Here is a 3,875-nt window from a genome sequence, read left to right as displayed (position 1 = left end):
CCTGGCGCATCCGTCCCCTGGCCGCGCGCGGCGCCCCCGCCGCCGGCACGCGCCCTCCCGGGCCCCGGGCGGCCGTCGTCCAGGGCGGTCGCGGCCCCGGGACGGCGGGGACTCCGCCAGGTGGGCCGATGCGCGGGGCCCCGCCGGCGCACGGGCCGTAGGCTGCGGTCCATGTGCGGAATCGTGGGATACGTCGGCGGGCAGTCGGCGCTTGATGTCGTCATCGCGGGGCTGAAGCGGCTGGAGTACCGGGGCTACGACTCGGCTGGGGTCGCGGTGCTCGCCGACGGGGGCCTCGCCGCCGCCAAGAAGGCGGGCAAACTCGTCAACCTGGACAAGGAACTGGCCACCCGGCCCCTGCCGAGCGGTTCCACCGGGATCGGGCACACCCGGTGGGCCACCCACGGCGGCCCGACCGACGCCAACGCGCACCCCCACCTCGACGACGCGGGCCGCGTCGCCGTCGTCCACAACGGCATCATCGAGAACTTCGCGGCCCTGCGCGCCGAACTCGCCGCACGCGGCCACGACCTCGCCTCCGAGACCGACACCGAGGTCGTCGCGCACCTCCTCGCGGAGGCCCACTCGTCCACCGCCGACCTCGCCGAGGCGATGCGGCAGGTGTGCCGGCGCCTCGAAGGGGCGTTCACCCTCGTCGCGATCCACGCCGACGAACCGGACGTCGTCGTCGGCGCCCGCCGCAACTCCCCGCTGGTCGTGGGCGTCGGGCAGGGCGAGTCGTTCCTCGCGTCCGACGTGGCCGCGTTCATCGGGCACACCCGGTCCGCGATCGAGCTGGGCCAGGACCAGGTCGTCGAGCTGCGCCGGGACGGCGCCGTCGTCACCGACTTCGACGGGGCGCCCGCCGACGTGCGCCCGTACCACGTGGACTGGGACGCGTCCGCCGCCGAGAAGGGCGGCTACGACCACTTCATGCTCAAGGAGATCGCCGAGCAGCCGAAGGCCGTCGCGGACACGCTGCTCGGCCGGATCGACGCCGAGGGGGCGCTGGCGCTCGACGAGGTGCGCATCCCCGCCGCCGTGCTGCGGGAGGCCACCAAGGTGGTCATCGTCGCGTGCGGCACCGCCTTCCACGCCGGCCTCATCGCCAAGTACGCCATCGAGCACTGGACCCGCATCCCCTGCGAGGTCGAGCTGGCCAGCGAGTTCCGCTACCGCGACCCGATCCTCGACCAGCGGACGCTGGTCGTCGCGATCTCCCAGTCCGGCGAGACGATGGACACCCTGATGGCGCTGCGGCACGCCCGCGAGCAGGGCGCCCGCGTCCTGGCCATCTGCAACACCAACGGCTCCACCATCCCCCGGGAGTCCGACGCCGTGCTGTACACGCACGCCGGGCCGGAGGTCGCCGTCGCGTCCACCAAGGCGTTCCTGACCCAGCTCGTCGCCTGCTACCTGGTCGCGCTGTACCTGGGGCAGGTGCGCGGCACCCAGTGGGGCGACGAGGTCCGCGCCGTCATCCGGGACCTCGCGCGGATCGCGGAGGACGTGGAGCGGGTCCTGGAGACCATGGAGCCCGTGCGGGAGCTGGCCCGGTCCCTCGCCGGCCACGACACGGTGCTGTTCCTCGGCCGGCACGTCGGCTACCCGGTGGCGCTGGAGGGCGCGCTGAAACTCAAGGAGCTGGCGTACATGCACGCCGAGGGGTTCGCCGCCGGCGAGCTGAAGCACGGGCCGATCGCGCTCGTCGAGGAGGGCCTGCCGGTCGTCGTGGTGGCGCCGTCGCCGCGCGGGCGGTCCGTCCTCCACGGCAAGGTCGTGTCGAACATCCAGGAGATCCGGGCGCGCGGGGCCCGCACCATCGTCATCGCGGAGGAGGGCGACGAGGCGGTCGTGCCGTACGCGGACCACCTGATCCGCGTCCCGGCCACGCCGACGCTCCTCCAGCCGCTCGTGGCCACCGTGCCGCTCCAGGTCTTCGCCTGCGAACTCGCCGCCGCCCGGGGCAACGAGGTCGACCAGCCGCGCAACCTCGCCAAGTCGGTCACCGTCGAATGATCATCGGGGTGGGGATCGACGTCGCCGAGATCGACCGGTTCGCGGAGGCGCTGGAGCGCACCCCGCAGCTCGCGGAGAGGCTGTTCCTGGAGCGGGAGCTGTGCCTGCCGAGCGGCGAGCGCCGGGGGGTCGCCTCGCTCGCCGCGCGGTTCGCCGCGAAGGAGGCCGTCGCCAAGGCGCTCGGCGCGCCGGCGGGGCTGCACTGGACGGACGCCGAGGTGTACGTGGAGGAGAGCGGGCAGCCCCGGCTGCGGGTGCGCGGCACGGTCGCCGCCCGCGCCGCCGAACTGGGCGTGCGGCACTGGCACGTGTCGCTCAGTCACGATGCGGGGGTGGCGTCCGCCGTGGTGATCGCCGAGGGTTGACCCCATGCGTACTGCGTATCGCGTTCGAGACGTGCGGGCCGCCGAGGCCGCCCTGATGGCCCGGCTCCCCGAGGGGGCGCTGATGCGGCGGGCGGCGGCCGGACTGGCCGCCGCCTGCGCGGGACTGCTGCGGCGGGTGTACGGGGCGCGGGTCGTCCTCCTCGTCGGCAGCGGCGCCAACGGCGGCGACGCCCTGTACGCCGGGGCGCGGCTCGCCCGGCGCNGGGCCCGGGTGTCGGCGGTGCCGCTGGGCGGCCGGGTCCACGGGGGCGGGCTCGACGCGCTCCTGCGGGCCGGGGGCCGGCTCGCCGGCGACCCGTACGCCGTGCTGGCCCGCGCCGACCTCGTCCTGGACGGCATCACCGGGATCGGCGGGCGCGGCGGGCTGCGTCCGGACGCGGCGCCGGTCGTGCGGGCGGCGCGGGGATCCGGGGCGGCGGTGGTCGCCGTGGACCTGCCGAGCGGCGTCGACGCGGACACCGGCGCCGTCGAGGGGGAGGCGGTCCTGGCGGACGTGACGGTGACGTTCGGCGCGTACAAGCCGGGACTGCTGGTCGACCCGGCGCGGGAGCACGCGGGCGCGGTGCGGCTGGTCGACATCGGGATCGGGGACCTGCTGCCGGCCGTGCCGGAACTGGAGGCGCTCCAGCACGCCGACGTGGCGCGGCTGCTGCCGGCGCCGGGGGCGGGGAGCGACAAGTACCGGCGCGGGGTCGTCGGCGTCGTCGCCGGATCGGCGCGGTACCCGGGGGCCGCCGTGCTGGCCGTCGCGGGGGCGCTGCGCGGCGGCGCCGGGGCGGTGCGGTACGCGGGGCCCGCGGGCGGCGCGGTGCTGGCCCGGTACCCGGAGACGCTGGTCCACGCGGGACCGCCCGGGGAGGCGGGGTGGGTCCAGGCGTGGGTGGTCGGGCCGGGGCTGGCGGACACGCCGGGCGCGGAGGACGTCCTGGCGTCGGACGTGCCGGTGCTGGTCGACGCGGACGGGCTGCGGGCGCTGGACCCGGCGGCGGTGCGGGCGCGGACCGCGCCGACCGTGCTGACCCCGCACGCGGGCGAGGCGGCGGCCCTGCTGGGCACCGACCGCGGGGACGTGGAGGCGCGGCGGCTGGAGGCCGTACGCGAGCTGGCCGGGAGGTACGGGGCGACGGTGCTGCTGAAGGGCTCCACCACGCTGGTCGCCGACCCGTCGCCGGGAACGCCGGTGCGGGTGAACGCGACCGGCACCCCGTGGCTGGCCACGGCGGGCAGCGGGGACGTCCTGTCGGGCCTGACGGGTTCGCTGCTGGCGGCGGGCCTGGCGGCGCGGGACGCGGCGTCGGCGGGGGCGTACCTGCACGGCCTGGCGGCCCGCCGCGCCGCGCGGGGCGCCCCGCTCACCGCCCACGAGGTGGCGGAGGCGCTGCCGGGGGCCTGGCGGGACGTGGCCGCGGAGGCGCCGGGCGGGTGAGGGCGGCCCGGGCGCGCCCGGCGGGCTCCGGGACGGGGACGGGG

At 77.2% G+C, this 3,875-nt stretch carries 3 protein-coding genes and 1 pseudogene; all 4 read left to right on the top strand.

What is annotated here, in order from left to right:
* Positions 1–171 precede the first annotated feature (171 nt).
* Positions 172–2,019, top strand: coding sequence for a glutamine--fructose-6-phosphate transaminase (isomerizing) (gene glmS / locus MW084_RS04910; protein ID WP_010476452.1), 1,848 nt, complete (start codon positions 172–174; stop codon positions 2,017–2,019).
* Positions 2,016–2,384, top strand: a complete 369-nt coding sequence (locus tag MW084_RS04905; RefSeq protein WP_010476453.1) for a holo-ACP synthase — start codon at positions 2,016–2,018, stop codon at positions 2,382–2,384. Before glmS ends, MW084_RS04905 begins: the two co-directional genes overlap by 4 nt.
* 4 nt (positions 2,385–2,388) lie before the next feature.
* A pseudogene (locus MW084_RS04900) lies at positions 2,389–2,607 on the top strand (NAD(P)H-hydrate epimerase); the annotation flags it as partial.
* Position 2,608: 1 nt separating this feature from the next.
* On the top strand, positions 2,609–3,831 hold a 1,223-nt coding region (locus MW084_RS04895; protein WP_275563489.1), incomplete at its 5' end, for an NAD(P)H-hydrate dehydratase.
* Positions 3,832–3,875 lie beyond the last annotated feature (44 nt).

The sequence above is a fragment of the Streptomyces sudanensis genome (assembly GCF_023614315.1).
In the GTDB taxonomy this organism is placed as follows: Bacteria; Actinomycetota; Actinomycetes; order Streptomycetales; family Streptomycetaceae; genus Streptomyces; species Streptomyces sudanensis.
This window is presented reverse-complemented; position numbering and strand designations above follow the sequence as displayed.